Source organism: Microvirga sp. BSC39 (assembly GCF_000739015.1).
GTDB lineage: Bacteria > Pseudomonadota > Alphaproteobacteria > Rhizobiales > Beijerinckiaceae > Microvirga.
Genome location: NZ_JPUG01000060.1, coordinates 19,753 through 44,804 on the forward strand (window position 1 = coordinate 19,753; position 25,052 = coordinate 44,804).

Consider the following 25,052-nt stretch of genomic DNA (forward strand, 5'->3'; position numbering starts at 1 on the left):
GCACTGACTGCCCGATGAGTTGCGGCAAGCCGGCTAGTTCAAAATAGTGGAATCCGGCGCAGGGCGAGCCAGAACACCAGACCTGTGCCGGCCAAGTAAGCCGAGGCTGCCACAACCACTACACTCATCGCCTGCCGCAACCCGAGCACGCGCCCGGCAATCCATCCCACCACAGGCAGCATATGAAGGGCGTGCATGCCGAGGAAATGAGCGGCACGCAGATCGCCTCCGGTGCGCGACCAGCCAAAGACCGGCACGCCGCCCGCATCAGAGCGCACTCCGCCGATCCAGTGGCCATCACCGGCGGAGAGCACCGCGCCAGCACCGGCGCCGAGCACAAAAGTCAGCATCAGTCCAAGCACCACAGATAACCAAAAGGCCGTGCTCCAGTGGACCGGTCGACAACGCCACAACAGGAGGGCTATGGCGGGGCTCACAGCCGTCAGCGTTACGGCCCCAATGCCCATGAGGGTGTACATCGCGGCATGGAAAGGATCGCCCACGTTGTAGTGGGAGGCGAGCCCGCGTGCCGCCTGAAGGGTGACGTAGACGATCTCGAAGCTCGCCATTGCAATCGCCACCGCCACAAGCACCGCCACCACGCGCCCCCGCCGAACCCGTTCGGGCAGGGCCGCCACGAACCAGGCCAGCGTGAGCAGATAGATGCCGACTGACGCCTGGAATTTGAGTGGTTTGATCCAGATCGGGATGTCGTTGAGCGTGCGTGAGTCGACGGCCAAGGCGAAGGCCGTCGGCAGCATCAAAGCAAGGATCGCAAGACCAGCGCGAGTGAGGCGAGGCTCGAAGTGGGAGGACGCACCGGCCAGATGCGGCAGGCGTCCCAAAGTGGAGGCAGAGACGAGGGTCATCATGCGGTGGCTCCTTGCGTGCGGGCGAGCGGACGGCGCAAGCGGGCGGTGCGGAGCGCCAGGAAGACGAGGAGTCCGATGGGACCGAACAGGAAGGTGAGAGCGAGAGCCGGCAGGATCAGCCAGTGGGGCAGGCCGACCCGCTGAGCCTCCCGCACCTCCCAGGCGCCGACGAAGAGGTCGAAGGCAAGGTAGTGGAGCCAGCCCGCCAGCAGCAAACCGCGATGGTTGAAGAGCGTACTCACCTGATCGAGTGAACTAAACCCGCCCGACGACTCACCCCAGTAACGGGTGATGAGCCCCGCATAGGCCAAGCCGGTCACAGTTGGAACAATGAAGGTTGCAACCGCTTGCGCGAAGCTCGGCCGCAGAGGCGCGAAGACCAGGGCCAGCCAGCCTGCCATTGCGACGAGGCTAGCCAGCGAGAACAGACGATCGAGCAGGGGATCCGACATCAGGCGGCTCCTTTCTTGACATTGTCAAGATGCAGGATCGCAGACATTTTGACGATGTCAAGATAGGTCCTGTAGGATCGGTGTTGTGGCGCTGCGTCCAGGGCTGAATTGCTGAATTGAGGCTGCCGAGTGCGTTCCGGTATCCGGATTTGATTGGCCACCGGGATCTATCATTGCTGCAAGCTGCACACCCATGTGTGCGGTGGCCAACAGGCGATTGCGTCAAGACGAGAGTACGGATGAAAGCGGGACGGGATAGGATGCCAGAGAGAGTAAAGCCCTCAGCCTATCACCATGGTGATTTGCGGCGGGCCCTGCTTGCCGCGGCCGAGATGGTGCTGGCCGAGCGCGGGGTTGAGGGGTTCACGCTGCGGGAGTGCGCCCGCCGGGCCGGTGTTTCGCACGCGGCGCCGGCGCATCACTTCGGGGATGTGACAGGGCTCCTTACAGCCCTGGCGGCGCTCGGATTTGAGACGCTGACGGGGGCGATGCGGGAGGCCCGGGCTGGGGTTGAGGATCCCACCGAGAGGCTGCGGTCGATCGGGCGGGGCTATGTGACTTTCGCACGGGACTATCCGGAGCGCTTTCGGCTCACCTTCGATTGGCACCGGCTGAACCATGAGGACCCGGCTCTGCGTGCTGCGGGCGGGGCAGCCTTCGCGGAACTCGAGATGGCGATCCGGCACGTTGCCGGCCTAGCCGATGAACCGCTCGAGGGAGAACTCCTGGCTGATCTCGTCCATGCCTGGTCGCTGGTGCATGGTTTCTCGCACCTGCTCCTCGCTGGACAGCTCGACCACGCCGGCACAGGGGAGCGGGTGATCAACGAGTTGCTCGAGGGCGTCATCGGGCGCATTCGTGTTTCAGCACGTTCGGAAACCCGAGGACGATCGAAGGGGGAGAAGTAGGTACGGAATTGTTTGTGCTGGAGGCGGTGCAGCGCCGGCTGGATCTGAACCCCGGGGCCATGCGCCAGCGGCGGGAGGTGGTTGAGCACCCGTTCGGCATGATCAAGCGGCGCGTGGGCGCCACCCACTTCCTGATGAAGCGGCTCCCGGAGGTCAGGGGGGAGATGGCCCTGCATGTGCTGGCCTACAACTCACCCGGGTGCTGAACATCCTGGGCATCCAGCCGCTGATGGCCCTCCTCAGGGCATAGGTGCAGGGCTGTGCTCGTGTCATCAAGCCTGTGGCACGCCGGATCCTCGCTTCAGAGACGATGGAAGCCTCCTTCCATCAACGATAAGCCAATCCGCGCTCGCCGATGATGGTGAAGGGCTTCGAGCGGGGACAGCCGTGATCTGTCTTCTGCCAAAGCGTTTTGACACGACCAAGACCCGAGTCTGACGAAAGCTGAACGTCCGTTTGGGACAACAACATCGGACGTTGCTATCAGTGAGCGAACTTCACTACTTGACCCAGAGTCGGCTCTCGACGGTCGAGATCATTTGCCTTGTACGCACGATTTCTTGGACGGCTCTCGCGTCAGCGCTTTGCTGGTGCCGATTGCCAAGACGCTGTAGCAGCGCCTGGAGGCAATCGCCTGCTATGCCAGCCAGGTGCCTGTGATCTTCCGCTTCACCAAGGACTTCCGCGGCGCCGTTACGGGCTTTGCCCAGGATGTCGGCGGAGAACTCGGCCCAGCCGCGCGTTTCTGGCCCATCTTGGGACTCGGCCTGCCCTAGACGGGCCACTCGTCCCAAATAAAGGTATCATCAGCTTTGCTGCTCCAGTCGAAGGCTGGCCAGCAGATCAACATAGGGCTGGCGCTCCTTCTGATGCACCAAACGGATCTTGTTCTTGATGTAGTTCTTCACCGCTTCATCGGATAAGGCGGCGCCTAACTTGTTGAGTTCGGCGTCATGTTGGTAGTCGATATCGCCAATTCTATGCAAAACTTCCCTGATGACATCATATAGCTCGGAAGAATAAAGGCTGTATGCATTAAAAGAAGCCTTGGGCATAACATCTCCTCCCATATACATTCGTTCTCTTTGGGTTGTCTCCCGCAATTACTTAACTGTGCTATGCGCGATTCGCGGCAAAAATGAGCCGGCTGAGAAACGATCTGGCGCACGCTGGTGAGCGATCGCGGTCAAGCCAGGCGTGGTTCTACTACCCCGAGGTGAGGGCGTAACGCCCGCTCATGTGTCTACGATAGGCCTGTCGCGATCAGGGCATTCTCAAGCTTGGCCCCTCCGGCGGCAGAGCGACCGGTTGGGTTTGTGTTGCAGCCACCGGCGACAGGCTCGAAGGTGGCGCGCACAGGCCGGCCATGTGGATCAGGCCGTATCCATAGGTCGGATCCCACCCGGGTTTGCCGAGATCGCGGGTGTGCTGCTCCAAGTGAGCCTGAACCGCTTTAGGGTTTAATTGCGGGTTGGAGGCAAGCAGCAGACCTGCGGCTGCTGACACGAAGGGAACCGCATAGGACGTTCCTGTCCTGAGGGCACCACTGCCCTGGGCCGAGGCCGTCCAGACATTCACCCCAGGCCCTGCAAGGTCGATGTAGGCACCCTGTGTGGCACGGCGATAGACGGTCAGGTCCTGATCCACCGCCGTGACCGCAATGACCCCGGGATAGGCGGCCGGATACGCCGGCTCCGCGCCGGCACCGTTGTTGCCCGCAGCGGCAATGACCACAATGCCTCCAGCTTGGGCTGCCTCAATGGCGTTCTGGAGCACCGCGTTGGCGGGGCCTGACAGGCTCAAGTTGATCACCCGCACGCCGCGCTCGGCCAAGGCTTCGATGGCCGCCACTAAGGACGTCACGTCTGTCCGGTCGGCGGTGCCGCCGTCGCGGTAGAAGGCATCCACGGCAACGAGCTTCGCCTCCGGCAGCAGGCCCGGCGTTGAACTCCCCGAACGCCCTACCAGGAGAGCGGCAATCGCGGTGCCATGCTCCGGCAAGGAGGGGTCGGCATGGGGCGCAGGGCGGGCCGCGACCTCGATAGCCTGATCCTTGAGCGCATCGTGGTCGAGGTTGATGCCGGTGTCGATCACACCGATGAGCGGTGTCGGGCCGCATTGCGTGGCGCGGGCTGCCGACCAACTCACCAGAGCAGTTGCCTGGCACTCGGCGCTGGTGCATGTTCCCAGGTGCTCATCGAGATAGTAGAAGTGATCGAAATCGGTCGTGGCACCTGCATCGACCAACTGGATGGCTTGCCTGGCCTGGATCGGGGAGGTGCCTTGGGGCGCGCGCAGGCGGACGATCTGTGCGGTCATGCGGCCTGCGGTCTGGGTCTCGATCTGAAAACCTTGCGCGGTGAGGCGGGCCAGAGCGTCACGCGACAGGCCTGAGGCCACGATGGAGTCTGCGGCCTGACGGGGCTTGGGCCGTGTGTCGACCGCTTCGATCATCATGGGGGCACCGGCTTGCACCACCGCCGTCGGGCTTGCGGTCGGTGCTATCGCTGACGCTGGAGAGGCCGCCTGGGCTTGGCCTGATGCTTGCGGACGCGAGGCAGGAACTGCGCCTTGGCCTGTTGAGGATGAAGGGGGATTCACCGATCTCGGAGAGGCCACAGGGGCATGGCTCGCCGGTTGTGGAGCGGATGTGGGGATGGCGCTCTGCCGCGTCGTTGGCGGGCTGGTAGAAGCCACGGCTGGAACGGCCTTCGCCTTAGGTGGGACCTGTACTGGGGCTAGTGCCGGAGACAGGGACCGCGCTAGGCCTGATGTTGCTCGATTGGCAGGGATCGTGCCCTTGCCCTTTGGTGTTGGGGTGCTGCCTACCACAGCCTTAGCGCCGGCCCGTTGGCTGTTGCTGGCCTTGCTGGCTTTCGCGGAGTTCCCGGTGCGGCTGCCAGCGGTCGCCTTGCCGCTGGCCTTCGCGGCGGCGGTGGCGCCCTGCACTCCGGCCTTTCCCTTCTTACCGGCTGGACTGACCCAGCCGTTGACTACGCTGCTAGTGTCGCTGCTCCTTTTGCCGCTGGTACCACCCGCGTTAGTGGTCTTGCCGCTAACCCCACGGCTGCTGCCTCCGGCCTTGGGGCCGCCCTGACCGGGGCCAAAGCCGCCTGCGACTCCCCCGCCAGAACTGCTGCCGTGGCCGCGACCGCTGTTGTTGCCAACGCTGCCTCCGAGCCCTCCCGCGGCCCCGATGCCACCTCCGACGCTGCCACCGCCACCTGAGCTGTTGCCGCGGCTGCCTCCGTTGCCAAGACCACTGCCGCCGCTGTTGCCATGGCCCAGCCCGCCGCCAAGGGCTCCGCCGCCTAGGCCACCTAGGCCACCTAGGCCGCTATCATTCGAGTTCCCCCTGCTCCCGCCATTCCCATTTCCGCCACCGCTTCCTGCGGCACCTCCGGCCGAACCGCCAGCATTGCCGCCCCCGGCGCTTCCACCAGCATTGCCATTTCCGCCGCCATTGCCAGAAGCTCCAGCCCCGCCGCCGCGTCCGCCTCCATCAGAGTTCCCGGCGCCCCCGCCAGCCGAGCCACCGCTATTCCCGCCTCCTGCGTTGCCACCGCCGGCACCGTTGCCGTTACCACCTCCATTGCCTTTGTCACCGCCGTTCCCGCCGCCATTCCCGTTTCCATTGCCACCACCATTGCCATTGCCGCTCTTGGCGAGGGCTGACGCGTCCACAATTGGCCAACCGGCCCCGTGGCTCAGGTCAAGTTGAACCCGAAGAGGGAGAGCAGCAGCGGTGCCTGCTGCGACAATGAGAAGGTGGCGCCACCAACGTGCCATGACTGTTTCTCGCGACGGCACTCCAGACCTGAGTGTTCGTCCATTGAGGCCAGGCATGAGACCAGCAGCCGGCCGACCGTACGCTGCACATAGCGCTGAAACACGCTGGCCTTACCATATCCAAGATGAACGGGAGCTATCCAATCACTTCTTGTGTCAGGTGTTAAACTTGACAATGACAAAGGGGTGCAGACGGAGCGCGAAGTCCTGAGTCAACGGCTACTTGTGGCACTACTGAGACATTTTCCCAAGGGCAGCAATCCTCGCGGAACCAGACGTTCCAACGACGCTGGGAACTTCTTTGGGTGACCCAAAGCAGATCGAGCCGGGATGATCGGCTCTGTGAGGTTGTGAGAGCGACGCGATGTGATGGCGAAACCGGTCAGGCCGGGAACAGGGACACCCCATTGAAGGTCAGAGGCGTCAGAGCCTGCTAAGCAGATTGGGACCCTGTTCGCCGACCCCATCAGGGCCAGCAGCCGCAATCTGGCTGCATCAACAGGCCGGACAGAAGACTGCACCCGACCAACGCGTCACAGCATCAAATCAGCTCTTGCAATGTGGGAGCCATCCACAGAAGACCTTCCGAACCCGAAAGTCTCGCAAGAATACACCGAGCCAAGCCTCTGCGAGGGAATCCCTATGGTAGGTTGGTGCACCAGAGTACCGTCGCAACGCAACCAAGTTGTAGCCAAGCGCCCTAACATGGGACAACATAGTAGCATCCTAATCCTCTATTATTCGAACTGACTTCGCTGGTGGAGACCGCGTTTAATCGTTCAGGAACGAAACGAATGAAGATTGAGACCGTAACCGCTCACGCCTGCCGTCTGCCACCAAGTGCGCCATGGGAGGACGCGACCAACAAGGTTCAAAGCTTGGAGCTAGTCTTTGTTGAGCTCACAACAGACAGCGGTCTTGTGGGCACCGGGATCAGCTACACCGTCGATATCGGTGGCACAGCGATCAAAGCCCTCATTGAGGACTACCTGGCCGGTCTCGTAGTCGGCATGGACCCGCACGATTACGAGCGCATCTGGAACAAACTCCATCGACAGTCGCGCCGCCTTGGGCTTGGTGTGAACTCCATGGCGATTGCGGCCATTGACATCGCCGTGTGGGATGTCATCGGTAAGGTCTACAAGCAGCCGCTCTACAAGCTTTTGGGAGGCGCACGAGACCAGATCCCGGCTTATATCAGCGAGATCAATCTGAGCGCCGCCGATACGATTCAGGACCTCACCAGACGGGTCGACGACTATATCGCCCGTGGCTACCAGACGATCAAAATCAAGATCGGAAAGGATGACTTGGCCGAGGACATCGAACGTATCATCAAGGTGAAAGAGCGACTTGGCACCAGCGGCAAGCTGCTGGTCGACCTCAATCAGAAGTGGGGTGCATCCGAGGCTATAGCCAAGGCATCGAAACTCGACAGCCTGGATCTAGGATGGATCGAGGAGCCAATCGCCTACCAAGATATTCAGGGACACGCCGCTTTGAAGAAGGTTATCCGCACTCCCATTGCACTGGGTGAGAGCCTCTACAGCAAGCAGCAATTCCTTGAGTATTTGCGTGCAGACGCGGTCGACGTGGTGCAGGCCGACGTAGCATTCGTCGGCGGCATCACCGAATGGCATAAGGTCGCTCATCTCGCCCACGCCTTTGGTCGGCTGGTCGCGCCGCATTTCATGATGGAACTGTCGCTGCAACTCCTCTGCGGCGTCCAGAACAGCTTCATGCTGGAGGATGTGGTTGGAGGCAGCTTGACGGAATTAGGTCTCCTAGAAGAGCCAATCACGGTCAGGGACGGCATCGGAATCCCATCCAGCAGATCAGGGCATGGTATTGTGCCCAACTGGTCAGCAATCAAAGCCGCCGAGCTAAGGTCTGAGACGGTCAGGGGTGCCTTCTCCGGTGGGAGCAAGTAGAACAACTGTTATCGCCCAAGCAGCGGGACTCGAAGCGCTACCTTTGCGCTTATGGATAAAACTATGGGGACATAAGCCATCGTTGCTGAAAGAAGATCCTTAGAAGGTGTGATTTACGACAATTTGCGCAGCACGATCATCTCACTAACGCATCCACCTAGATCGATGATTTTCGAGAACGTCGCTTCTCCAGCTCAGAATTCAGCCAACCACACTTAGCCGATAATATTCTTCACGTTCTCGATCCATCGATGCTTTGACGGTGCAGACCCGCTGGCTGCGCTCATCTCGAACCTCGATGACAACATCGCGGGTATCGCCCCTTCCCAGACGGATTGTTCCGATCTCGGCCGCCGAGCGGGTGGCCGCTTGCACCGCAGCGTCTAGGCTGTCGAACTCGGCGCCGTCGTCATCGCGCACGCTCTGTGCGCCATCATGAATGTCGAAGTAGTAGCGGGCCACGGCGATCTCCTCTGGGCCAGCACAACTGCATCACACGTGGTCCGTACCAAGCGGTAAGCGCCCCGGCTGAGGTGCTGTCAGGATAACCTCAACCAGCGCGCACAGCGGAGAGGAAGCTCTCCATAAACTCCGAGGCCATCAACCAACGGCGCCGGAGTCTCTGTTCGGGCGGATACGCCATCCGCCCAGTGCACAGATCCTGTCTCGATCAAAGTAAGCAAGCAGTAGACGTCGAAATGCACCGCGTACGGCAAATACATCTCAAAGACGTTCTTGGCCCTTTGACGACCACCAAGGATCAGAAGGTGCGCCAATCATTCAACAGGCGTGACACTGGCCAAATCCGTACGATCCCAACTGTCACGGCGTCATGAGGCTGTCATCGAGCCGCTTTAGGCGAGCCCTGTGGCCGCTTGGCTCGAGGGCCAAGGACAGGCACGGATGCACTGCCGTCCTTGGCTCTCACCCAATCTCATCCGTCGCAGCGGCACTCGGTTCGGGCTTCAGTGGCTCTGGCGTACCACCTGCGGGATGTCGCGTCTGGCAATACCGATGTCCGACAACTCACGATCAGACAGGGCATTTAACTGGCGTGCGGTTTCACGAGCACGTAACCAGCGTTGCAGACCTGAAAGAACAACTGATAAAAACATAACGCAACCTCAATAATGTGCCGGCCCAAGCGCACAGGCGCCGCGCACTGGCTGTGAGAAAAAAGGCCACCTTTGAGGGTGGTCGAGTTTTGGGAGGAAGCCCGCCACAGAAAGGCCGCGGCGGAGGAGGGGGCATCTACAGCGCACCTGGCTCACGACAAACCTGAAAGTGGTCGGCCCTGGCATGCGGAAAGAGCATGGAACGGATCGGACGCGTTTACCTCTCGTTTACGGTCGCCAAGCAGCTCATGCAGGAACCTTCCCGACGATCCACGCCGCCGCCACTGGGCTGAAGCCGATCTCAATCAACTCCTCCTCGAGATCCTCAACGGGATCAGGCTCCAATGTAATCAAGTTGTCTTCTGCTTCCGGCTCCCGCCTGCCCTCGTCCTGCTCCGCATCTTCAAGGGGCGTTACCGTGACGCGTACGACCGGGTCTTCGTCGCCATCATCCTCACTCTCGTAGACCTTGAGTGTGACCCAGCGCTCCTCAACCTCATCCTCGTAGACCGTTTTCCACTCGCCCATGCTCCCCTCCTGGATCATGTACCGGGTAAGGCCCGGCAATGATGCTGTCGCACTTTAGCGCTTTAACGCCATCACATTGTCGTGCTTCAGCGCCATACTGACATTGTATGCTGACAGGGCACCCCCCATGTCCTCAATGCGGAGGCACATCCCGCAACCCCTTGACCACCTCTGTAGACTTCAGCCCCATTCAGACCAATCCCGACGGGGCTTTTTCCTGCCCAGTGGCCGCACGACTTCGACCAGATCGCGTGGTGTTCCTATGCGAGGGTGCCTAACGCGACGCGGAGCTGTCGAGGGGAATGCTCTGCACTGCGCGACCTGCCGCATCTACAATCTCAAGCCTCCAACCCTGCCATTCGTCCGAGTTCGATGCATCCTGAGAGCGAAGCTCCTCTACAGCTTCCATGGCGGAGATCACGGCTGCCTGGAGACTGGATGCCTCGACGCCCTCCTGATCCCAGATCACGGTCTCGCCATCGGTGAGGTTGAAGTAATAGCGCAGCAGCGCTGAAGGGTCCGGCGCCGATGCTGTTGAAGAACAAACCGGCAGCCCAACGTCCATGAGCCCTTCGGTTGGCGCCGGCTTGCTGGTGGGAATGCTGCTCACAGTTTGGACGCCTTACTGAATTGCCGGGGATGAAGGACTGTTGAGTTCCACCCAGCCCGTGCAGGTCGGGAGGTCAGGGACGAGGTACACGCGGTTTCCTTCAACCTTCTCAACCCGGCAGGGATAGGCTCTCTTGTCTCCTGGGGGGCGGTACAGGACCAGGCTCCCGGCCGAGACACCATCCTGCGAAGTGAGCGCTTGGTCCACTTCCAAGTTGGTTTTGCCCTGCGCGACCTTGAATTCACCAGGGGAGGTGCCTTGTTTGGCGGCTCGCACGCGTTCAAGCGTGGCGATCGCCAGGCGAGCGCGAGCGCGATAGCGGTCCATGACAAGCTTCAGTGGACCGCGCTCTGCTCCCCGGTGCCAGGAGACACCTCCGGCTTTCGCAAGCTCGGCCGCAACAGCCTCCACCTCATCTTCCGTCATGCCAGCCCCCCACAACACTGGCCAGAAGCTAGGGCTTCTGCCCTAGACAGCAATGAGCGGGGGACAACGGGCACGATGGAACATCGTTCCTGTCTCAGAGATAGTTCCAGAAGGACATGGCCCTGACGCGAAGGTCTCGCTCCTGGCATCAGTTGGAGCTTGGAAAGCCAAACGCCTCGGCTGAGGAGATCGGGTTCAAGGACCCTCAGCCGAGGCGCATGCGGTTCTCTGGAGCTGACACCGCAGGACAAACTAAATCCGCCAACCGTGGCTATTTCATGAATCGATCCAGAGGCTTCTCTGTCTATATGCAGCCGCCACAGGTGAACCTCACGATGTCGAAAGATGAGGTTCAATTCGGGCAGCCTTGCCTCGCAACCACTGTGCTGAGTAGAGCTTCTGTTGGGAGGCACGGTCTGCTATCCATCCTGCTGTCCTGCTGCGATCGTTGACCTCTCCAGAAGGTTCAGAATGGCCTACACACTCTCCCGGCTTGCTCCAGGCAGCTATGACGTGCTGCTCCATGGGGTGATTATCGCCAGCTTGGTCCAAAGCGGTAGAACGGATGATGCTACCTGGACGGCAGAACTCCTGCTCGACTTGCCTCCTGAAAAAAGGCCTGCGCCGTTCACCGAGCTCGAGCATACATTTGGAAGTCTTGAAGAAGCGCAGAGATGGCTCGGAGATGCTGACATCCGTGGGGCGGGTGGAGAGGAGTAGGCATGGCAGAGGTCATCCAGTTCCCGCAGCGGACAGAGACACAGACACTCAAGTTTGATGAGAAGCATGCCTTCGGAGAGATCGGCGGGTTGATGCTTTCCCTCGTACAAGAGCAGGATAAAGCAGATGCGCCCTACACGCTCGTGCTGTTCGGCGGGAACGACGTGTTCTTCCCGCTGGGGTCGTTTGAGCCCACACTGGAAGGCTTGGAACTCGCCACCATCACTGGCGAAATCACATTGCGTGCACTCGCCGTCGGTCATGACAATTGGTCGAGATAGTCTCTCGGCATAGACGGCAGCGCACAAGGACAAGTCGTCGAGCAAGGTGAACTCGCTCCTAATTCAGCCACGACCCCGAGCTTTACTCCGCCTGGAAGGGCAGAAGTCAGAAAGGCTGACACACAATGGCAGACAATCCGGGCAAACAGACTCCTCCTGCCAAGCCCAGGCGAGACGATTTGGACAAGGCCCGTGAGGCCTACCTCCTCGAACACACACCTGGTCTGAAGGAGCACGATGCAGCACAGCACAGAGCCTTCCTCCAGATTGAGGAGGATGCTCTGGCCCGCCATCCAGATCCAACGCCGGACAACATCGCCGCGGCGGAAGCTGCTGAGGCTGCCCTCCCGTCCAGAAAGAGGACGGAAATTCAACTGCGACGAAGCTTTGAGTCCTTGGCTGTACATCTTCCCAAGGACGCCAGGCGCAAGCGCAAGAGCTTCGTCCAGCGTGGTCAGCGAGCGTGGAACAGAGCCAACCCGACACCGCTGACATCGGAGCTGGAGCGAACTCTGACAGTAGCCTTCATGAAGGCTCATGGGCACTGACTGCTCATAGGACCATCAGGAGGCAGCGCATAAGCCCGAGACGTCTAGCACTGGTTAAGGGGACGTGTACACCCAACACCGCTTTACCACACCCCATCTTCCACTGACGCCAGCGTCGCCTCCGCTGAACCCAGTGGAGCGGGTCTGTCTCGACCAGCGAGCGCTACCTCCTGCATCGCAGGCTCAACGACTATGAAGCGGTGTTGGAGGCGGTCTGCCGAGTCCAGAGCCGACATCTCGACGGTACAGGTTCTCTCGCACTATCGATGGCGTAGCGTACCTAACTGCGTCAGGGCCTCCTGGGCGGGTATCAGCTGTTCCGAGCTCCTGAAGCTTCAGAGGTCTGTCCAGTGTGGCCTTCACTAATCAGCTCTCGCTAAAGCTGTATTTTTCGCCGCCGTCACTGAAATTTCTATCACCCGATAGGGTCATACTGGCTGTGATATCGGACAGCTGGTTGAGGCTGCGGGTCAGCTCGTGAAGTACCCAGCGTCTGGCCCGGCGTGCTGAGGACCGTTTCATCACCACCTCTCCGCCTCTGGAGCGTCTACCGACGCGGTCGGCTCAATGGATCAATCGTAACGAGGGTTCCGGTAATCGGATCAAGAATGGTCATGGGCAGTTCTCTCTCGTTCAGGCACAGGGCCAACGCCGTGCCTGCGGTTTCGATCAAGCGCGATTGGAGTTGTGGTTACGAGACAGTTACTGCACGGGGCGCTCACGTCCCCATAGCAGATCGAGGCGGTTCATCCGCGCTCCGACTGCTTTGGAGGAGAGGCTGATCCGAATCCCAGCGGAACAGCCAGAGCATGTTCATGGGATCATGGTTAACGGATCGCTAACAAGCCTCTTGAAGGCTGTATTGTGCCCTTACTTTGATCGGTTAACCGTTTGGTAACCACATCAGGCGCCGAATGAGGGTGCTTACGAGGGGTATGGCCGTAACATTCTGCATTGCCTTTCCGCCTCATTGCGTATTGCCGCCTCTCGAACTCGCTTGTGCCTGCGTGGGTGCCGTGCCTCCTCACGGTTTCTCTGGAGAACTGCCAGCGATGAAGAAGCCAAGGCCAAAGCATAGCAAGTCGAAGACAAAGGTCAGGCAGGGCAGGGTGCTTGTGGTGACCTCCGGCAAAGGCGGCGTCGGCAAGACGACCTCGACAGCGGCACTAGGGGCAGCACTTACGCAGAGTGGCCAGAAGGTGGTTGTCGTCGATTTTGATGTTGGCTTGCGCAATCTCGACCTAGTCATGGGCGCTGAGCGCCGTGTGGTGTTTGACCTGATCAACGTCATCAAAGGCGAGGCTAAACTTTCACAAGCGCTCATCCGCGACAAGCGTCTCGACACGCTGGCTCTCCTGCCGGCCTCGCAGAGCCGGGACAAGGATAGCCTGACCGAGGATGGGGTGGCGCGGGTCATCGCAGAGCTGCGGGCGCAGTTTGACTGGGTGATCTGCGACAGTCCGGCCGGGATTGAGACGGGAGCAACCCTCGCGATGCGGCATGCGGATGTAGCTGTCGTTGTGGTGAACCCGGAGGTCTCCTCAATTCGCGATGCTGATCGGATTATCGGTATGCTCGACGCCAAAACGGTAAGGGCTGAGAATGGGCAATGCATCGATAAGCAGTTGCTCCTCACCCGCTATGATCCCGTTCGCGCCCGGCGCGGCGAGATCATGACGGTGGAGAACGTGCTCGAGATCCTGTCCATTCCGCTGCTAGGCATCATCCCAGAGAGCGGAGAGGTGCTTCGCAGCTCAAACGTCGGAGCGCCAGTGACCTTGGGTAGTCCCGCCAGTGCACCGGCTCAGGCCTACCTTGAAGCCGCCCGACGGCTGAAAGGAGAGGATCCCGTTATCGTCACCTCGAGCGATAAGCCTCGCCTGCTCCAAAGGCTGTTCACCCGACGAGCTGCCTAGACCTGCTCTGCCGCTCCACAAGAGCGAGATCTGATGCTGTCCGGGAGAAGCAGCGATGAGGAGGATTTCTGAACTCGCGAAGAGATTAAGGCAAACACTCTCGGGCTTGATCTTGACCCCTTACAAGCAAGCTCTTAGGTCATCATCTTTCAAATCCATAATCAGCATATACGATGAAGCGTAACTCAAAGCCATTCTCGGTTGAGATCAAGAAGTCCCGCGTCCAAGGTCAGCGTAGCTAATTCCCGCCAAGGCATTTATTTGCGACAAACCCTGTTGAGGCCACAAGAGTCTCCCCGAAGGAGGAGCCTTGAGTAGTGCCTGAGCCATCTGCCGCCCCACGCATTCTGCCGAGCATCGTCGAGCCTCTATGGAGCAGGTCAGAGCCGGTTGAGCCTGTCCCTCGCAAGCGTCCTTCAGGGGAGGCCAATCAAGGGCGGATGGAGTTCAATCTGACTGCCGCAGCCTCCGAGGACGTGAAAGACGCACACGCAGGATCGCCAGCCAGTGCCAATAACTTGCCTCAAGCTGACAACGCTCCTGTTGATGCAGAAGACGCGCTGCCTGTCCATGACGCTCAGCCCGCACAAGGTAACAGCATAAAGGCCAAGTCTCGGAAGCCATGGAAGAAGAGCTCTGGAACTGCTGAACAGGAGATAGCATCCGAGCTACTTCCCGAGGCAGAGAAGCCTGCACCATCAGTGGAGTTGAAGGTGGCCCAGCGCAGGATAACGAAGCGTCTGGCCGCCGCGGCTCAACTCCCGCGCCATGAACGCTGGAAGGGGCGGCTTCATCCCGCTGCCTGGTAAGTTCATTACCCTGTCGGATTTTCAGACTCACCTCGCAACGCCGCAACGACATCAGCCGGTGGGACGCCGCGATGCCACAGGATATAGACGGTGCGATAGCGCGGTGGCGCAAGGCCAACTGCCTGGCACGCCGCAACGGCCTGATCATGCGCCCTGCGAATGCTGCCAAACGGCGCCTTGTCGCCCTGCTTCCAAGCCGGGGAGCGACAGCTCAGGATAGCACGCCAGATGATGACGTGTTTCAGGTGCGGAAACCTGCGGCCTTTGGGTGTGGTCTTCGGCCTGGAAGCCGGGCTCAGCACATTCTTCGCGCGTTCTCGGGCAAGCACGAAGCGACGCTGGGGAGCGCGGTGGTGGAGGTCGTGGCCGTCATCATCCGGATTTGCACCACGCTGTTCGGCATCGCGCAGGGCCGCCCTCAAGCGTGCGATCCGCCAAGCTGGAATGGTTTCGAAGGGCGCAGCGTTCATCTCTTTCCGCCAGCAGATCGTTGCTCTCGTACCATACAGGGGCGGAACTGGCCCCATCCCGAGTTTCCCCTCAACTGCTGCCGGGCTTATCCTGCGTCGCGCAGGCAGCGTAATCATCGCCGGACGGGTTCGGTGAACAGGAGGTTGGGAAGGGGGTACGGACACTAATGCAGGATCTGGTCGAGCCGGGAGGCGGGACACCCCACAAGTGCCCGAGCATCTTGGAATGCGAGGTCTTGGTCGGACTCCCTTCGCGAAGGGCATTATGGCCAGCGGTCATGCGTACCTTCTCCGGATTTCTGCATTGGTGGTGTGAGCGGACCTTCATTTCGTCCGCCCAACATTGCATTTTAACCCGGTGCTGACGTTTACCAAGTACGAAGCACGCCCTAGCGCTCGGCCAGAGCAAGCCTTGCTCCAAGCGCCAGGAAGGCGGCTGCAAAGACGCGGCGCATCCAGACCAGCACCCGCGGGCGGGACGTCACATGCCGACGAACGGAAGCGGCAAACACACCGTAGAGGACGAACACGAAAAAGGTCATGATCATAAAGACGAGGCTGAGTTCCAGCATCTGTCCCAGAGGGTGAATCTCGGCCGCACCCACAAACTGCGGTAGAAATGCGAAGAAGAAGATTGAGAGCTTCGGATTCAGTGCATTGACAAGGATCGCAGACCAGATGACCTGCCCGTTCGAGCGCGGCACATCCTCTGCCTCGATCTGTAGTGCGCCGTGCTCCTGGAAGGTCTTCCAGGCCATATAAAGCAAGTAGGCCACGCCCGCGTACTTGACGATTTGGAAGGCCAATGCGCTGGCGTGCAGGAGTGCGGCAAGTCCAGTAATGGCGGCTAGCATATGCGGTACGATCCCGAGCGTGCAGCCGAAGGCCGCCACGACGGCGGCGCGCACGCCGCGAGAGAGCCCAGCGGCGAGCGTGACGAGCACGCCCGTGCCGGGTGAGGCCACGACGATCAGGGAGGTGAGGAGGAATTCGGTGCTCATGGGTGATGGATCTCCAGGATAGTCGCGTTGGGCCAAATCCTGGCCGGCGGCGCTTGGGCGCGAGGGATGTCCCAGGCCCATTCATGCCGTGCTTTCCTGAGAGACGTCTTGAACGAAATTGCAGGCTCAAACCCGGATCAGGTCAGCTAGCCACTGCGGAAAGGGCACCGGGCGGGAAGCCGAAGCGGCGTACGAAATGCCGTGTCATATGGCTCTGATCAGCGAAGCCGCTGGCAGCTGCGGCCTCTGAGAGGGTGGCACCGCCAGTAATGAGGTGGCGCGCGAGGTCGATGCGCCGCTGGATGAGGTAGGCGTGGGGTGTGAGGCCGAAGGCCCGCGAGAAGCCTCTCACCACCTGAAATCGACTGAGGCCGCTGGCGCACGCCAGTTCGGTCAGGGTCACGGGAGCGGTCGGATCGTCATCGAGGAGTTCCCTCGCGCGTCGGATCGCGGCAGGCACGGCTGGTAAGGGCTCCGAGGGGTGCTCGCGCACAAGGCCATACACCAGCAGGGCGAGCGCTTCGTCGCGGCGCAGGCCCGCTTGTGCTGCCTGCGGAGCAGTCAGCGCGCTGTAGAGAGCGCGAAAGGCGTTTGTGAGAGCGTCGCTCCGCAGAACAGGACGGACAAACTCGCAGGTTCGCGTCTTGCCCTCACTCACGTCGCAGACTGATTCAGTGACGACAGCCGGGTCGAGGTAGAGCATCCGCCACGCGCGCCCGTCAGCCCCAAGGGGTACGCCGTCATGGACCTCGCCTGGGTTGACGGTGATAAGGTCGCCGCACCCGGCCTCGACGACACCGCGTCCGCTCAGGGAGCGCTGTGCCCCTCGCTCGATGAGTCCGAACCCGAACTGCTCGTGAGAATGGCGTGGGAAGGCACGAGCCGTCTCTGCCTCGACGGCGAGCACACCCGCCATATTGCAGGCTACGACCTGGAACCGTGCTCGAGTCATTAGTTGCTTCTGTAACGCCCCGTCTGCCGCTGCATGAGAGACCTGAGTGTGCGCCAATTACTGACCAAGGCCAAGCCTGAACCCGCGGGTTTTAGGGTGCAATCGAGCGTCTGAGAGGTAACCGACCGCCCGATCAAACAGATGTTTCCTGACCATCGCCTTCTGGCACCAGGCGGAAGTAGGCCGAACGTCTCGACTCATGGGGTAAGCAGACCTGTACACTACCGCGCCTATGAGCCGCCCGTGACCCTAAGCCGACTGTAGATGTTCCAATCCTTGGGAACGCAGTCGGAGTGTCGAGGTTGCGCAGGGCCAAGTCTGTCGAGCGGTCAGATTGTAGCCGACCCACTAGGTTCCCGATGAGATCTAGAGCCTGGAGGCCTGATCCAGTTTCTGCTGGATCTCCGCGCCTGGAGGGCGCACTCTAGGGCCATGCCGTCGTGGTTGCACGGCGGTTGAGCATGCATTGGGCAAATGGGTTCCGGATGGAGCCACGCGCTCGCGCCACGGCTCCTCCGGCCTAGGAGGGTTGTGAGATGAAACGGAAGCTTTTTGCAGCATTGACCTCGGGCTTGCTGATCCTGTCTCCACTAGCGACGGCACAGCAAGGCTTCTTCGTGAAACCCTTAGTTGAGAAGAAGGTGACGCAGCTGCCACCTGGGGAGCTGTTCTGGCACATCAACACCTTTGACGCGAAAGAACAGGCGCAGGCGGAGGCAGGTCCCCTCGGGCTGGTGGCCGAGTACGACGGCAAGGTCTGGCTCTTCACGCTAGGTCTCGCGGGTGAGGGCACTAAGGGCGGCACAAAGGTTGCTGAGATCGGACCACTCCCCCGGATTGCGGCTCAGGAGTATCTGCTGCGGGTGAACGAGGCCGGCGGTCCGAAGGGCAGTGCCACAGCAGCGCACACACACCCCGGCTCGGAGGCGTTCTATGTACTCAAGGGTGAGCTGACCCAGAAGACGCCGCATGGCGTGGCCCGGCTCACGGCCGGCCAGAGCATGGTCGGCCACGGGGTAGACACTCCAATGGTGGTGTCGAACAGTGGTTCCGAGGACCTGCGTGAGTTCGCGCTGTTCGTCGTCGACGCCAACAAACCGTTCTCGTCGCCAGCCAAGTTCGACTGACCTGAGCGGTCACCTCGTCACCACTCAGGTGTTCGGACACGTAAGACTAAGGTACTGCTGTAAAAGCGCCGGTCATCCCGCTTCGAACGAAGGGGTGTGCGGGTGCACCGCGTCCATGGCATCATCGTTGCGGCAAGATATGCTCTGCATCGGATGGCGAGGGACCGCCATGGCCAACACTGGAGCCGAACGAAGGCTGACGACCATCATGGCCGCTGACGTGGTCGGCTACTCGCGCCTCGTCGAAGCCGACGAGGCGCGACGCTGGCGGCGTTGTGGGGATTGCGCCAGATGGTGGTGGAGCCGCTTATGGCCGAGCGTCGGGGACGGATTGTCAAATTGATGGGTGACGGCCTCATCGCGGAGTTCAGCTCCATCGTCAGGGCGGTGGCCTGTGCGGCTGAGATCCAGGCGCAGTTGGCCCAGAATCAACACCAGGTTCCACCGGACCGCCGGATCGTTCTGCGCATTGGCATCAATCTAGGCGACGTGGTCGTCGAGGGTGACGACCTCCTGGGCGACGGCGTCAACATCGCAGCCCGCTTGGAGCAGGCGTGCCCGCCGGGCGGCCTGCTGATCTCCGGAGCCGCCTACGACCAGCTCCTCGGTAAGCTCGACATCCGTTTCGAGCATGCGGGCGAGCTATGCCTCAAGAACATCGCGCGTCCTGTGCGGGCGTACCGGATGGGCTGGCAGTGGCCGTCCTGCCGTTCGACAACATGAGCGGCGACCCGGAGTAGGCCCACTTCAGCGACGGCATCACCGAAGACATCATCACCGAACTATCGCGCTTCCGCGAGTTGACGGTGATCGCCCGCAACTCGTCGTTCTCGTTCCGCGGCAGGAGCGTGGACGTGCGCGAAGTCGGCCGCGCACTGGGCGTTGGCTATGTTGTCGAGGGCAGCGTGCGCCGGGCGGGCAATCGGCTGCGCATCACGGCGCAGCTCGTCGAGGCGGCCACGGGAGCGCATCTGTGGGCCGAACGCTACGACCGGGCCGTTGAGGACATCTTCGACATCTAGATGGTAGACCTGTCTCAAGTCACTAAGTTGACGATGCCTTCAGATGAGCGCGCTCAAGATGATGAGCGGCGAGGCCAAGAGCGCAGACATCTACGCCGCCTTCAAGCCAGCGCTTGAGAGGGTGGCCAAGCAACTACGGCGAGCCAAGCGCGCGTTGCGCGAGGATAAGGCCGAGCGTCTCGACAAGCATGTGGCTTGGATTAGATCGATGCGGCGTCATTCCGCCGACCGTCTCCTTGCTTGATCCACTCCTGCCGGGCCTGTGAAGATCGATCACGGCGGTGCCTGCCGAGCGGCTGCCGAGTAGATCCGGCGTCAACTCCGGCCTCTGGCCAAGTCCCAGCACGGGAGGGGAGCAGACTCCCCCTGTGCCCTCCTGTCCCGGCTGGAGAAGCTGCCGCGCGGATCAGGCGATCAGCTGGCCTGACTGGCTCGCCTCGGTCGACCCGCCGTGGAGTGTGGTATCCTTCTCGCGTTCAAATCAGATCGGAGTTCGAAAGCATCCTCGGAGTCCAAGACGCCTAGCACGTTTGTCCCTGATGAGCCATTGAACCCAACCCACCCGCTCCGGGGAGATCCGGCCAACCGCCGCTCTGAAAGTCCGGCGGGCCGGTCGGAGGGCCCGAGCACATCCAAAATTCAACACGACCTGTTCCGAAGCCAGGATGAGCCGGAGCTCTACTGCGCCGTCCTGGAGGACCGGCCTGCGCCGCCTTTCTCGCGTCCGAGCCGTGGCATGCCGCCGGTCAAATGGACGAGGCCACTCCTGCGCCCCTGGGCTTTGATCGGGAGGCGGCCAGGATTGGGATTTATCTCAACGGGTTCTATCTGTTCGTGGCGTTCAGCCCGATTTTGGGACTGAGATCGGACAGTGTGGATTGCTCAGCATTGTGGCCCGTTTGCAAAGCCAGGACTCAATCCGTGGAAGGCATGCGAAGCCCTCTTGAAAACCGGGAAAACCTTTCCTACCATCAACGATGCCAAGGCTCTTGAGGAGCTTGGCGGATCGGGCGCCGGTGGTGTCCGGCGCTCTTGTGGTTACGTTGCTCTCGGGAGGATGTAGCTATGAGAACGGTTTTTGATTTTTCTCCTCTGTATCGCTCCACAGTCGGCTTTGACCGGCTGTTCGACCTGATTGATCAAACCAATCGCCTGGAACAGGCCCCCAGCTGGCCGCCTTACAATGTCGAGAAGGTCGGCGATGATCAGTACCGCATTACCATGGCGGTGGCGGGGTTCTCGCCTGACGAGATCGAGATCACCCAGAAAGAGAACGTGCTGCTTGTGGCAGGCCACAAGCATCCGGAGCAGGAGAACGGACAGTTCCTGCATCGCGGCATCGCCACGCGTGCCTTCAAGCAGAGCTTCAGCCTCGCTGACTACGTCAAGGTCCGAGAGGCCAAGCTCGAAAACGGTCTGCTGACAGTCGATCTGGTGCGTGAAGTGCCGGAGGCGATGAAGCCGCGTCGCATCGAGATTGCGACCGGGGGTGGTCCCAAGACCATCGAGCACGACAAGGCAGCTTAAAGGCTTGATCACAGGTGAGGTCGACGCTGGTCAAGGGCTGGCGCCGGTCTCACCCGCTTGGCTGAACTGAACAGACAGGAGGATGACACCATGAACATGCGCGATCTCATTCCCTGGGGTCGCAACCAGCAGACGACCCCGAGCCGCTACCGCGAGGAGGCTGATCCCTTCATGACCCTGCATCGCGAGATGAACCGGCTCTTCGACGATGTTTTTCGCGGCTTCGACATGGCGCCGCTCGGCAGCATGAGCCGGATGGCAGGTTGGCCGCATGTGGAAGTCGTCGACAACGACACAGATGTTCGAATCTCGGCGGAGTTGCCGGGCCTCGAGGACAAGGATGTGGAAGTCCTGATGGGCGACGGCGTCCTCACCATTCGCGGCGAGAAGAGATCCGAAATTGAGGACAAGGAGCGCGCGTTCAGCGAGCGGCACTATGGCCGCTTCGAGCGCCGCATCCCGCTCGCCTGGGAGGTCGAGAAGGACAAGATCGACGCCAGCTTCAAGAATGGCGTTCTCACCGTGACCCTACCCAAGGCAGCCGAGAGTCGCCCGGAGGTGAAGCGCATCGCGATCAACTGCAGAGGCGAGGGAACCAAGCATTAGCCGCATGAAAGTCGGGCCCAGGAGGCTGGTTGGCTGCCCGGGCCCAATCCTTTGCTCAATGAAGGAAGGATACCATGGATCACGTGACCATTGACCTGCAGCCTACCCATGATCCATCAGCGCCGCCCTCTCCCCTGCACGCCCACAGGGGAGGTGGGACGCCCGAAGCAGAAGCCCTTTCGTTCAGCGACCCTCAGGAGGTTCTGACGCATCCTGCCTTGGGCACCGGCGACAAGCGGGCAATCCTTGCCTCGTGGGCCTCGGATGCCTGTGCGGTGGAGAACCTGCCGAACTGGCGCAGGCTGCCTGAGACCGGTGCAATCGTGCCGCTGGACGACATTCTCGACGCCTTGCAGGCGCTCGATGGCGGCGCGCTCCATTAAGAGGAGAGGGTGCCGTGACCACATTGAACCCCCGCGACTGGCCCCGCCTGCCGGACTGGCTCGATCCGCATGAGCACCGCCGCAGCCCGCGCGAGATCAACCGGGAAGCGCTCGAGCGCTGCTGCACGGCACTGGCGTTCTGCCTGTGCTTTGCTTCCCTCGCGCCACCGCACCTGATGCCGTTCGCGTTCGCCGGTCTGCTATTCCTGGCCGGGATCGCCTCGCTCAGCCTGGCGGTCCTGCGCAGGGATCAGCCGCTGGCGTCGCACCTGACCGCCTGGGACGAGGCGGCGCTGTTGTTCACGGCGAGCCTTGGGCTGCGCCTCTGGCTTGGGCCGTTCCCGGCCACCTGAGATCTCTAAAGCAACCATCATCGACCTGCACTTGGAGGAGTGCAATGGAGCAGCAGACGATTGGAACGAGACACAGCCGACTACCACCGGCGTTCCTGACCCGTAAACATCATCGGCCTAAGCGAGCAGGGGAGGTCCGTCCCAAGCATCCATTTGACCAATCGCATCCAGCCACTGGCGAGTGGGCAGCGAGCGCGAACCCTCCTGGCGTCGTGCTCTGGGCGCCCTGGCTGCGTGAGCGCGCCAGCCGCCGTGAGGCTCCGTTCCTATCGGATCTCGACCAGGCGTTCGTCAGCCCAGCGTCTGTCTTCAACTCGCCTCATGACGTCGTGCGCCATCCACGGCTGACGATAGACTGCAAGCGCGAGATCCTCATGCGCTGGACGTGGGACGAGTATCTCGTCGACCTTGCCGACGCCGAGGGGATGCCGGAAAGCGAGCCCTCGCGTCTGGATGAGGTCAAGGCGGCCCTGCGGCTGGTCAACAGCGAGCGCAGCCCGGATCCGGCGGCGCCTGCCGCTTTCATCGTCCTGTATCCCTGGGATCAGAATGCCCTGGCAGCCTAGCCAGAGTGAGCGTCGCTGAAGGCTATGAGGCTATGTGAGCTACGGCGGATGAGATTGCGGTCAGGAACGGGGCGCAGTTGGAAATCGGCCTTCGGTGTGGCGCCAGTCAGGAGGCCTTGAGGCAACTTGCCCATTGGAAATAGCCTTAGATTGATGATGGCAGGGCATTCGACAATGGAGAGGCTGATGAGTGTAGGGGCAGATCGAGTTCGGAGACTGGGGAACAGCCTATGAGAAACCCCGATTTCCGGATTGGCTGCGAGTTCACGACTCTGGCCGGCCGCTGGCGCTGCACAGATATCGGCACTCGAACCGTCGTGGCGATCAGGACCGACCTGATTGAAACCAGAACCATCATCGACGGGCACCCAGTCAGACGGTACCTCACGCGGGAAGAGGCTGAACTCGAAGGATGGTTCAACGGCCCACCCTATGTGCTCCCCGAGGTCGTTTTCGATGAGGACGGAATAGTGGAATGCGAACCTCTTCGATCCGGAGACTAATGCCTGATGAGGTGCGCTTCCCAATTAGAATGGTGCAAACTGTGTCCATCACGTCGGTTGAGCGCAAGACCGGAAGCTGAAATTCCGGTGAGCGTGGAACGCCAGGCTGCAATGGCCGGAGCAGGGGCGCTCCTGTCTGCCGCGAGCGAGTGCAGTGAAGCCTTCTGACTTTTAATCAGAGGGTCCTGGGTTCGAGTCCCAGCGCGCTCACCACCTCAAGCCCTTGTACCGGCAAGGGTTTTATAGATTTCTCGCGTCCGCAGCCCTGCACTGATTTTCTCCAGGGTAACACCACGGGTAACGGCAGACAAAACTCGCGCGATCCGCGCGAACACCGAGGCAGTTTGGGCTAGTAGCTAGAGGTCCGCAATTTCGCGATGAGCGGACCTTTATTCATCCATGCTAAAAGGCGGTTCCTGACCCAATTCAGACCTTCCCGCGTGCGCGAAATGGCTGACGGCCTCGCGGGGCGGGCGGATTCCTGGTGGTCTACCCTCACCCGAGTTCAAGGAACGCCATGAGTTCCTCCGCAGCGGCTCGGCCGGCCCGGTTGGCCCCAATGGTGGAGGCGGACGGACCGTACCCCACCAGATGCACCCTCGGGTCCTTCGCGACCTGCGTCGCCAACCGTCCGGTCATGACGATGCCTCCTCCAGGCTCGCGCAGCATGAGTGGTGCCAGGTGATCGAGGGAACTGCGGAATCCGGTGCACCAGAGGATCACTTCGGCGCGGAGCGCGGTCCCATCTGACCAGAGAACCCCGTCCTCCGTGATCTCGCTGAACATGGGGCGCCGGGTCAGCACCCCGCGTGCCCGCATCGCCGCAATGGCGGGATTGACGGGGATCCCGGTCACCGAGACAACGGACGCGGGCGGCAAGCCGCGGCGCACCCGGTCCTCCACAATCGCCACTGCGGCGCGCCCGACCTTCTCGTCGAAAGGACTGTCCCGGAACTCGGGCTCACTTCGGGTCACCCAGGTCGTCGTGGTGACGCGAGACACCTCGTCGAGCAACTGGATCGCCGAGATGCCAGCCCCCACGACAATGACATGCCGGCCCGAGAATTCCTGGGCGGTGCGGTAATCCTTCGTGTGCAGTTGCCTGCCCTTGAATCGCTCGGCTCCGGGAATGTCGGGAACGTAGGGGCTCTCCCAGGTTCCCGTGGCGTTGATGAGCCCGCGTGCGGAGACCTGGATCCGGTCTGTCTCGACTCTGAAGTGATCGTGCCTGTCGCAGACGACCTTCACCGCCACCGGGCGATAGACCGGCAGTTCGAACTGCTTCTCGTAGGCCGCGAAATACTCCGGGACGGCGACGCTCGCCCGCACCTCAGGGCTGCCTGTGCCGATCACCTCGGAAAAGGACATCCCCGGCAGGTCGTGGATGCGGTTGACGGTGCTCAGGGTCAGCGAGGGCCAGCGGTCCTGCCAGGCGCCCCCCGGTCCTGGAGACTGGTCGAGCACCACAAAATCCTTGTGCGGCATCAATCCCAGCCGCTTCAGATGGTAGGCCGCCGAGAGCCCAGCCTGACCGGCCCCGATGACAACGATCTGGACCTTGAGCGCGATGCCCGGGGCTGCCGCATTTGGTGGCGAAGAAAGTGTTGAGGGGCTGTCCATCGGCACGCAGGCTCGGC

Annotated in this window: 30 protein-coding genes, 1 tRNA gene and 2 pseudogenes; 19 read left to right on the forward strand and 14 right to left on the reverse strand. The window is 61.3% G+C overall.

What is annotated here, in order from left to right; genetic code table 11:
- Positions 1 to 38 precede the first annotated feature (38 nt).
- Together MA07_RS10125 and MA07_RS10130 are read right to left on the reverse strand one after the other, a co-directional pair.
- The gene (locus MA07_RS10125) at positions 39 to 872 is read right to left on the reverse strand and encodes a hypothetical protein (RefSeq protein WP_052003026.1); all 834 of its coding nucleotides are present in this window, start codon (positions 870 to 872) and stop codon (positions 39 to 41) included.
- Positions 869 to 1,324, reverse strand: a complete 456-nt coding sequence (locus tag MA07_RS10130; RefSeq protein WP_036350122.1) for an ABA4-like family protein — start codon at positions 1,322 to 1,324, stop codon at positions 869 to 871. Before MA07_RS10130 ends, MA07_RS10125 begins: the two co-directional genes overlap by 4 nt.
- Before the next feature lie 260 nt (positions 1,325 to 1,584).
- On the opposite strand from MA07_RS10130, the gene MA07_RS10135 reads away from it, so the two are divergent.
- The 3 genes and pseudogenes from MA07_RS10135 (at position 1,585) to MA07_RS31180 (ending at position 3,008) form a co-directional block, all read left to right on the forward strand.
- Positions 1,585 to 2,232, forward strand: a complete 648-nt coding sequence (locus MA07_RS10135) for a TetR/AcrR family transcriptional regulator (protein ID WP_081928899.1) — start codon at positions 1,585 to 1,587, stop codon at positions 2,230 to 2,232.
- A 14-nt stretch (positions 2,233 to 2,246) separates the two neighbouring features.
- Positions 2,247 to 2,482 (forward strand): annotated as a pseudogene (locus tag MA07_RS30115) (IS5/IS1182 family transposase); the annotation flags it as partial.
- 400 nt (positions 2,483 to 2,882) lie between these two features.
- Positions 2,883 to 3,008, forward strand: coding sequence for a hypothetical protein (locus MA07_RS31180; RefSeq protein ID WP_280114234.1), 126 nt, complete (start codon positions 2,883 to 2,885; stop codon positions 3,006 to 3,008).
- A 30-nt stretch (positions 3,009 to 3,038) separates the two neighbouring features.
- On the opposite strand, the gene MA07_RS10150 is transcribed toward MA07_RS31180, so the two are convergent.
- Together MA07_RS10150 and MA07_RS10155 are read right to left on the reverse strand one after the other, a co-directional pair.
- Positions 3,039 to 3,287: a hypothetical protein gene (locus MA07_RS10150; RefSeq protein WP_036350126.1), complete on the reverse strand. Its 249-nt coding sequence runs from the start codon at positions 3,285 to 3,287 to the stop codon at positions 3,039 to 3,041.
- A gap of 208 nt (positions 3,288 to 3,495) precedes the next feature.
- Positions 3,496 to 4,689 carry a S8 family serine peptidase gene (locus MA07_RS10155; RefSeq protein WP_052003028.1) on the reverse strand — a complete coding sequence of 398 codons (1,194 nt, stop codon included), beginning with the start codon at positions 4,687 to 4,689 and terminating at the stop codon, positions 3,496 to 3,498.
- Positions 4,690 to 5,082: 393 nt separating this feature from the next.
- On the opposite strand from MA07_RS10155, the gene MA07_RS29590 reads away from it, so the two are divergent.
- Positions 5,083 to 5,460, forward strand: a complete 378-nt coding sequence (locus MA07_RS29590) for a hypothetical protein (protein ID WP_036350128.1) — start codon at positions 5,083 to 5,085, stop codon at positions 5,458 to 5,460.
- 101 nt (positions 5,461 to 5,561) lie between these two features.
- Here MA07_RS29590 and MA07_RS27710 read toward each other — a convergent pair whose 3' ends face one another.
- Positions 5,562 to 5,885, reverse strand: a complete 324-nt coding sequence (locus MA07_RS27710; protein ID WP_152568814.1) for a hypothetical protein — start codon at positions 5,883 to 5,885, stop codon at positions 5,562 to 5,564.
- Between the two features lie 930 nt (positions 5,886 to 6,815).
- Here MA07_RS27710 and MA07_RS10170 point away from each other — a divergent pair.
- Positions 6,816 to 7,952: a mandelate racemase/muconate lactonizing enzyme family protein gene (locus MA07_RS10170; RefSeq protein WP_052003031.1), complete on the forward strand. Its 1,137-nt coding sequence runs from the start codon at positions 6,816 to 6,818 to the stop codon at positions 7,950 to 7,952.
- A 201-nt stretch (positions 7,953 to 8,153) separates the two neighbouring features.
- Here MA07_RS10170 and MA07_RS10175 read toward each other — a convergent pair whose 3' ends face one another.
- The 5 genes from MA07_RS10175 to MA07_RS10190 form a co-directional block, all read right to left on the reverse strand.
- Positions 8,154 to 8,414: a hypothetical protein gene (locus MA07_RS10175; protein ID WP_036350130.1), complete on the reverse strand. Its 261-nt coding sequence runs from the start codon at positions 8,412 to 8,414 to the stop codon at positions 8,154 to 8,156.
- A 503-nt stretch (positions 8,415 to 8,917) separates the two neighbouring features.
- On the reverse strand, positions 8,918 to 9,067 hold the full coding sequence (locus MA07_RS28855) for a DUF1127 domain-containing protein (protein ID WP_081928900.1): 150 nt from the start codon (positions 9,065 to 9,067) through the stop codon (positions 8,918 to 8,920).
- 246 nt (positions 9,068 to 9,313) lie between these two features.
- A complete protein-coding gene (locus MA07_RS10180) occupies positions 9,314 to 9,595 on the reverse strand; it encodes a hypothetical protein (protein ID WP_036350132.1) in 282 nt (93 codons plus the stop codon).
- A 274-nt stretch (positions 9,596 to 9,869) separates the two neighbouring features.
- Positions 9,870 to 10,205 carry a hypothetical protein gene (locus MA07_RS10185; RefSeq protein WP_152568815.1) on the reverse strand — a complete coding sequence of 112 codons (336 nt, stop codon included), beginning with the start codon at positions 10,203 to 10,205 and terminating at the stop codon, positions 9,870 to 9,872.
- A 12-nt stretch (positions 10,206 to 10,217) separates the two neighbouring features.
- Positions 10,218 to 10,532 (reverse strand): hypothetical protein, encoded by a 315-nt coding sequence (locus tag MA07_RS10190; RefSeq protein WP_244445218.1) that lies wholly within the window; start codon positions 10,530 to 10,532, stop codon positions 10,218 to 10,220.
- Positions 10,533 to 11,102: 570 nt separating this feature from the next.
- On the opposite strand from MA07_RS10190, the gene MA07_RS10195 reads away from it, so the two are divergent.
- The 4 genes from MA07_RS10195 (at position 11,103) to minD (ending at position 14,096) form a co-directional block, all read left to right on the forward strand.
- On the forward strand, positions 11,103 to 11,351 hold the full coding sequence (locus MA07_RS10195) for a hypothetical protein (RefSeq protein WP_036350139.1): 249 nt from the start codon (positions 11,103 to 11,105) through the stop codon (positions 11,349 to 11,351).
- Positions 11,352 to 11,353: 2 nt separating this feature from the next.
- Positions 11,354 to 11,632: a hypothetical protein gene (locus tag MA07_RS10200; RefSeq protein ID WP_036350141.1), complete on the forward strand. Its 279-nt coding sequence runs from the start codon at positions 11,354 to 11,356 to the stop codon at positions 11,630 to 11,632.
- A 179-nt stretch (positions 11,633 to 11,811) separates the two neighbouring features.
- Positions 11,812 to 12,180 carry a hypothetical protein gene (locus tag MA07_RS10205; protein ID WP_244445219.1) on the forward strand — a complete coding sequence of 123 codons (369 nt, stop codon included), beginning with the start codon at positions 11,812 to 11,814 and terminating at the stop codon, positions 12,178 to 12,180.
- A 1,052-nt stretch (positions 12,181 to 13,232) separates the two neighbouring features.
- Complete coding sequence (gene minD, locus MA07_RS10210; RefSeq protein ID WP_052003032.1) at positions 13,233 to 14,096, forward strand: septum site-determining protein MinD; 864 nt, start codon at positions 13,233 to 13,235, stop codon at positions 14,094 to 14,096.
- A gap of 814 nt (positions 14,097 to 14,910) precedes the next feature.
- On the opposite strand, the gene MA07_RS10220 is transcribed toward minD, so the two are convergent.
- The 3 genes from MA07_RS10220 to MA07_RS10230 all read right to left on the reverse strand — a co-directional run bounded on the left by MA07_RS10220 (position 14,911) and on the right by MA07_RS10230 (position 17,328).
- Complete coding sequence (locus MA07_RS10220; protein ID WP_036350154.1) at positions 14,911 to 15,375, reverse strand: hypothetical protein; 465 nt, start codon at positions 15,373 to 15,375, stop codon at positions 14,911 to 14,913.
- Between the two features lie 389 nt (positions 15,376 to 15,764).
- Positions 15,765 to 16,376 (reverse strand): LysE family translocator, encoded by a 612-nt coding sequence (locus MA07_RS10225; protein WP_036350157.1) that lies wholly within the window; start codon positions 16,374 to 16,376, stop codon positions 15,765 to 15,767.
- Positions 16,377 to 16,518: 142 nt separating this feature from the next.
- Positions 16,519 to 17,328, reverse strand: coding sequence for an AraC family transcriptional regulator (locus MA07_RS10230; RefSeq protein ID WP_036350159.1), 810 nt, complete (start codon positions 17,326 to 17,328; stop codon positions 16,519 to 16,521).
- A 536-nt stretch (positions 17,329 to 17,864) separates the two neighbouring features.
- Between MA07_RS10230 and MA07_RS10235 the strand changes: the two genes are divergently transcribed.
- From MA07_RS10235 to MA07_RS10280, 10 genes and pseudogenes are all read left to right on the forward strand, one after another.
- Entirely contained in the window at positions 17,865 to 18,455 is a 591-nt protein-coding gene (locus MA07_RS10235) for a cupin domain-containing protein (RefSeq protein WP_036350161.1), read from the forward strand.
- A 169-nt stretch (positions 18,456 to 18,624) separates the two neighbouring features.
- Positions 18,625 to 19,474, forward strand: a pseudogene (locus tag MA07_RS28860) (adenylate/guanylate cyclase domain-containing protein); the annotation flags it as partial.
- Positions 19,475 to 19,520: 46 nt separating this feature from the next.
- Positions 19,521 to 19,721 carry a hypothetical protein gene (locus MA07_RS10245; protein WP_052003035.1) on the forward strand — a complete coding sequence of 67 codons (201 nt, stop codon included), beginning with the start codon at positions 19,521 to 19,523 and terminating at the stop codon, positions 19,719 to 19,721.
- 821 nt (positions 19,722 to 20,542) lie between these two features.
- On the forward strand, positions 20,543 to 21,004 hold the full coding sequence (locus MA07_RS10250; protein WP_036350163.1) for an Hsp20 family protein: 462 nt from the start codon (positions 20,543 to 20,545) through the stop codon (positions 21,002 to 21,004).
- A 90-nt stretch (positions 21,005 to 21,094) separates the two neighbouring features.
- Positions 21,095 to 21,610 (forward strand): Hsp20/alpha crystallin family protein, encoded by a 516-nt coding sequence (locus MA07_RS10255; protein WP_036350165.1) that lies wholly within the window; start codon positions 21,095 to 21,097, stop codon positions 21,608 to 21,610.
- Positions 21,611 to 21,684: 74 nt separating this feature from the next.
- Positions 21,685 to 21,993, forward strand: coding sequence for a hypothetical protein (locus MA07_RS31320; RefSeq protein ID WP_052003036.1), 309 nt, complete (start codon positions 21,685 to 21,687; stop codon positions 21,991 to 21,993).
- Positions 21,994 to 22,007: 14 nt separating this feature from the next.
- Positions 22,008 to 22,346, forward strand: a complete 339-nt coding sequence (locus MA07_RS10265; RefSeq protein WP_052003037.1) for a hypothetical protein — start codon at positions 22,008 to 22,010, stop codon at positions 22,344 to 22,346.
- A 212-nt stretch (positions 22,347 to 22,558) separates the two neighbouring features.
- Positions 22,559 to 22,912, forward strand: coding sequence for a hypothetical protein (locus MA07_RS10270; RefSeq protein WP_052003038.1), 354 nt, complete (start codon positions 22,559 to 22,561; stop codon positions 22,910 to 22,912).
- Positions 22,913 to 23,142: 230 nt separating this feature from the next.
- Positions 23,143 to 23,415 carry a hypothetical protein gene (locus tag MA07_RS10275; protein WP_036350167.1) on the forward strand — a complete coding sequence of 91 codons (273 nt, stop codon included), beginning with the start codon at positions 23,143 to 23,145 and terminating at the stop codon, positions 23,413 to 23,415.
- 143 nt (positions 23,416 to 23,558) lie between these two features.
- Positions 23,559 to 23,628 (forward strand) — tRNA-Lys (locus tag MA07_RS10280).
- 282 nt (positions 23,629 to 23,910) lie between these two features.
- Here the strand turns inward: MA07_RS10280 and MA07_RS10285 are convergent.
- Positions 23,911 to 25,035 carry an NAD(P)-binding domain-containing protein gene (locus MA07_RS10285; protein ID WP_052003039.1) on the reverse strand — a complete coding sequence of 375 codons (1,125 nt, stop codon included), beginning with the start codon at positions 25,033 to 25,035 and terminating at the stop codon, positions 23,911 to 23,913.
- Between the last annotated feature and the right edge of the window lie 17 nt (positions 25,036 to 25,052).